Below are 4,614 nucleotides of genomic sequence, written 5' to 3'. Positions count from 1 at the left end.
GCGGCCTCGCGGGCCTGGTCGAGCGCGGGCTCGATGCCGTCGTTGACGAAGTGGAAGGTGGTCCCGCCCGGCCGCTCCCAGGGGTCACGCTTCTCGTGCGTCACGACGAAGACCGGCGTGTGGAACGGCGCCTCCTCCGGCCATGCCTGCTCGCCGAGGTCGAACATACGCTTGCCCATCACGCTCGCGCCGGTGCGCTCGAACGTCTCCCGCGCGATGTCGTTGTCGCGTCCCTCCTCACCGCCCTCGCCGAGCTTCAGGTTCTCCCGGAAGAACCGCTGCGGGAAGATCCACTGCTGCAGTTCCATCCACTGCGCCATCCAGCGCTGCACGTCGGCGTCGTCCATGCGCTCCTCGGGCGCGATGAACCCGTCCAGCGACATCGTCACGCTGAAGAACACCTTTCCGGCCATCAGTCCTCAACTCCCGTCCGAACGATCTCGGTGAGGTAGGCGGCTAGGTTGCTCAGGGTCTGCTGGCCGCCCTCGATCGCGTGGTACTTCTCGACCACCTCGTCGCGCAGCTCCTTGGTGGGGAACACCGTGCGCATCTCGATCCGGGTCGCCACGCCGTCGGGCGCGAACGTGAGCACCGACTCGAAGGCGTTCGGATCGCCGCGGGACTCACCGTGCAGCAGCGCGATCCGCTCCGGCGGGGCGATCTCGGTCCAGGAGATCCACTCCTGGTAGTCCGTCCCGTCCGGTCCGTGCATCACGAAGTCCCACTCCCCGCCGACGCGGAACTCGAACGCCCGCGTGGTGGTGGTGAACCCCTCCGGTCCCCACCACCGCGACAGGTGCCGCACCTCGGTGAACGCCTCGAACACCAGCTCCCGTGGGGCACTGATGACCCGGGAGATCACGATCTCGCGGTCGGTCGTCGCGGACTGCGTCGGCGCGTCCCGTCCCGTCGCTGCCATCGGTCACTCCTCCTGCCTTGCCTGCTCGAGGTCCTGCACGTACGCGTCCAGCCGGTCGAAGCTCTCGTTCCAGAACCGCTCGAACCCGCCGGTCCACTCGTGGACCGGTCGCAGATCGCGGGCGTCAAGGCCGTACAGGCGCTGCTTGCCTGCCTTGCGGTCCCGCACCAGCCCGACCTCCCGGAGCACCCGCAGGTGTTTGGACGCCCCCGGCTGGGTCATCCCCAGCTCCTGGGCCAACTCGGTCACCGGCCGCTCACCCGCACGCAGTAGTACCAGGATCTCCCGGCGCTGCGGCTCGGCGATCGCGTTGAAGACGTCCGACGTCGTCGCTGCACGTGCCATGGACGCCATCATATGCCGATATCGGCATGCGTCAAGCTGGAGGAATCAGGCGGGTCTTGTCAGGTGACGATCGTGACCCTTGTCAGCGGCTGCGGAAACGTATCCCGGAGACGGCGCGGGCGACGGCGGCGGGCAGGCTGGGCGCCTCGAAGTGAAGGAACGTACACTGCCGCCGCGACATCGAGCGTCTGCGCGCCCTGGGCTACCCCGTGCATAGCGTCCGAGGCGTGGCAGGCGGCTACCGGCTCGCCGCGGGCGCGGCACTGCCGCCCTTCTGCTCGATGACGAGGAAGCGACCGCCGTAGTGATCGCCCTGCGCACACCCGCCATTGGCGGGATCACCGGGATCGCCGGGACTGCGGTCGGTGCCTTGGCGAACCTGGAACCCTGGTGTGCCGACTGCTCGAAGCGCACAGCGCTCATGGTCCTGCCGCGGCATCGCCGTCGGCTTGTCCTTCTCCCGCAGTCGTTAGCGGCCCGCGCACCCCGTATAGGAGACCTTCCCAAGGTCCGCGAATCCCTGCAGCCGCGCGGTGCCCTGCCGCGTGTTCCCCCGGTAGCTGACGCTGAACTGCACTGGCAGCGGCTTCGGGCAGGACACGAGCACCTGGAAGGTGACGCTGAACCAGGCGGTGCCGCCCGGCGGCACGACATCGTCGCCCTGCAGCGCGTCGCCTAGCCTCGTGGCTCCCGGTGGCATGCCTGGTGCCCCTGACTGGCCCGCGACCCTAAGGATCGTGACCGTGCCATCGCCTCCGGCTATCAGCCAGGACGGCGAGATGGCATCGCAGGGAGCCCAGTGCTGCGAGAGCGCGCGCAGCCCGCCCATCGGGAGGATGGGCTTGACCTGCCCGAGAGTCACCGTCGTGCCGGAGAGGTTGATCACCTCAACCCCGAGCTGGAGCTCGTGGCCATGCTGCACCGAGCACGCTCCCGCGGTCTGGTCGATCACGGTCCCGGCGAACCCTGCGATGCCCTGGGCGGGGGCGTAAGCTCCGAAGCCCCCGGCCTGGGCCGGCGAGGGAGAGGCAGGCACGGCCGATGGAGCGGCATTACCGGCTGTCATCCCCGGCGGCCGGCCGTCTCGCGCAAGCCGGCCGTAGCCGAGCGCGTACCCAGCGAACAGCCCGACGATCAGCCCAGCAGCGCCAAGAACCGCCGCGCCGCGCGACGGCCGCCAGTGGCGGGCGGGAAGCCACCGGGGGCGCCGGACCCATCCAGGGACCCGCAGCGGCCCGCCGTCGTGCTCTGCGATGTCGTCCTCGCCAGCCCCGTCCATTCCCACGCCACCACGGTAACGTTCTCAACAGCACGCCAACAGCCGCCGGTCGTGGCTGGGCGTTCTTTGGTCGGGCTCAGGCTGCGACGCAGTACACGGTGGACGGGTCATGCCGGTCAGCGTTAGCTTGATTTCGCACCTTCCGCCTAGCGCGGTTCCGCTTGTCGGTGACGTCCGTTTTTGCAGGTCCGCATAGCCTTTCATCCCGCGCGACCCGCCCGATGCCGCCGGACTGGTCGCGAGGCGATCGGCCCGGAGCAGTGCGTCCTCACCACCGGGGCGTACGCGCTCGACGACATCGCGATGCACCTGGGCGTCCTCGACATCGAGTTCACCGTGCTGGAACCTGCCGAGCTGCGCAGTCGCGTCGAAGCCATCGCGGACAGGTTCCACCGCGCGGTCCAAAGGGAAGCAGAGACCACCGTGCCCAGCGAGCGCCGAGGCGTCCGACCGGCTCTCGGAAAGGGCAGCGAGGACCCGTCCTGACATCAGGCTGCTGGTGGTTGCTAGGGACTGGGAACTAGGGAGTTTCTCTAGGGAGTTTGCTCGCGGCTAGAGCGAGGCTGGTCTTATCAGCACCGGACAAGCGCAGAACACGGAGACCCGCAATGAGCACCCAGTTCGACACCCAGCACACCCACACCGATGACACCCATGCCTACGGCCAGCCCACCGCCGGCCGCCGCGCCCCTCGCCATGGCGGCAACGGCCCCTCGGGGTACCGGATCGCGGCCATCGTCATCGGCACCGTCATCGCCGCCGCCCTGATCGTGCTGGCCGCGGTCGGCCTGACCCACATCACCAGTACCAGCACCCCAGCGCCCGCCGCCTCCACCTCGGTCCCGGCCGCGAACCCGGCCCAGCCCACCAGCCCGGCCCAGAATGTCAACCCGGCGCAGCCGACGACCCCGGCTGTTACCCCGTCAGCGTCGGTGAAGAAGCTGCAGCAGGAGCTCGGCCAGCTGAACTACTACGAGGGCCCGGTCGACGGCCTGATGGGCCCGCAGACCGTCGCCGCGATCAGGGACCTGCAGCGCCAGGCCGGCCTGCCCCAGACCGGCACCATGAACGCCGCCACGCAAAAGGCCCTGGACAACTACCTGGCCCACGGCAACAACCAGATGGGCGGTAACTCCTGACCCCCGCAACCTCAAACAGCACCAGCACCGCAAGGCCGGGACACAATCCCGGCCTTGCGGTCATTGTGCGCGGTGCTCCACGTCACACCCCGTCAGCTGCTACCCGATCACCCGCCGGATCATCTGGCCACCGCCGCTGGGACAGCGCTGGCCCCGCCAGGTTACGAGGCACTGTCGGCCTGGGGTGTTCCTGCGCCTCAGGCGCCGCTGCCGATGAGGTGGCCCACCAGATAGGTGACGGCGATCGCCAGGGCGCCGAAGGCGAGCTGGCGCAAGCCCGACCACAGCACTGGCCGACCGGTCAGCCGGCCGACCGCCATGCCGCCGACGGTCAGCGCGACCGCGGTCAGCGCGAGTGTCAGTGCCAGCGACGATGCGCCGAAGAGATAGGGAAGGAGCGGGACCACCGCTCCGGCTGAGAACGCAAACAGCGATGAGACGCCAGCCAACAGCGGTGACGGCAGCTCCTGGGGATTCACGCCGAGTTCCTGGCGGCTGTGAATCTGGAGTGCAGTGTCGGGGTCGCGGGATACCGCGGCGGCCATCCGCGCGGCGGTCTGCGGGTCGGCGCCGTAGTCGCGGAAGTAGCCGGCCAGTTCCTCCTCCTCGGCGGCGGGGAACCGGGTGAGCATCTGCTGCTCCAACGACACCTCGGCACCGACCAGCTCGTTCTGGTTCGTCACTGAGATGAACTCGCCCGTCCCCATCGAGAAGGCGCCCGCGACCAGCGACGCGACGCCGGTCAGGACCACCGTGTGCGCTGACACGCCCCCGCCGCCGAGCCCGGAAATCAGCGACGCGTTCGTGACGAGTCCGTCGACCGCGCCGAATACGGTGGGGCGCAGCCAGCCGCCAGAAACGTCGCGATGCCGGTGCGACCAGCCGGCCCCCAGCGCGGCCTTGCCAGCCGGCCCGTGGGGCTGCTGCTTCTC

7 protein-coding genes are annotated in these 4,614 nt (G+C 69.4%); 2 read left to right on the top strand and 5 right to left on the bottom strand.

Annotated elements, in window-relative coordinates:
- The 4 genes from WA805_RS19820 to WA805_RS19805 all read right to left on the bottom strand — a co-directional run.
- Positions 1-413, bottom strand: a 413-nt coding sequence (locus WA805_RS19820; RefSeq protein ID WP_425243077.1) for a dihydrofolate reductase family protein, incomplete at its 3' end; no start/stop codon positions are given.
- On the bottom strand, positions 413-919 hold the full coding sequence (locus tag WA805_RS19815) for an SRPBCC family protein (RefSeq protein WP_425243076.1): 507 nt from the start codon (positions 917-919) through the stop codon (positions 413-415). The genes WA805_RS19820 and WA805_RS19815, both read right to left, overlap by 1 nt.
- 3 nt (positions 920-922) lie before the next feature.
- Positions 923-1,264, bottom strand: coding sequence for an ArsR/SmtB family transcription factor (locus tag WA805_RS19810; protein ID WP_422290293.1), 342 nt, complete (start codon positions 1,262-1,264; stop codon positions 923-925).
- A gap of 469 nt (positions 1,265-1,733) precedes the next feature.
- Positions 1,734-2,549, bottom strand: coding sequence for a hypothetical protein (locus WA805_RS19805; protein WP_425243075.1), 816 nt, complete (start codon positions 2,547-2,549; stop codon positions 1,734-1,736).
- Between the two features lie 174 nt (positions 2,550-2,723).
- On the opposite strand from WA805_RS19805, the gene WA805_RS19800 reads away from it, so the two are divergent.
- Together WA805_RS19800 and WA805_RS19795 are read left to right on the top strand one after the other, a co-directional pair.
- A complete protein-coding gene (locus WA805_RS19800; protein ID WP_422282605.1) occupies positions 2,724-3,029 on the top strand; it encodes a hypothetical protein in 306 nt (101 codons plus the stop codon).
- Positions 3,030-3,151: 122 nt separating this feature from the next.
- Positions 3,152-3,682, top strand: coding sequence for a peptidoglycan-binding protein (locus WA805_RS19795; RefSeq protein ID WP_422337971.1), 531 nt, complete (start codon positions 3,152-3,154; stop codon positions 3,680-3,682).
- Between the two features lie 197 nt (positions 3,683-3,879).
- Here WA805_RS19795 and WA805_RS19790 read toward each other — a convergent pair.
- The coding region (locus WA805_RS19790; protein ID WP_425243074.1) for a VIT1/CCC1 transporter family protein at positions 3,880-4,614 on the bottom strand (735 nt) is incomplete at its 5' end.

This window comes from Trebonia sp. (assembly GCF_049794275.1).
Classification (GTDB): domain Bacteria; phylum Actinomycetota; class Actinomycetes; order Streptosporangiales; family Streptosporangiaceae; genus Trebonia.
Note: the sequence above shows the minus strand (reverse complement) of the source record. Positions and strands in the feature narration are given on the sequence as shown.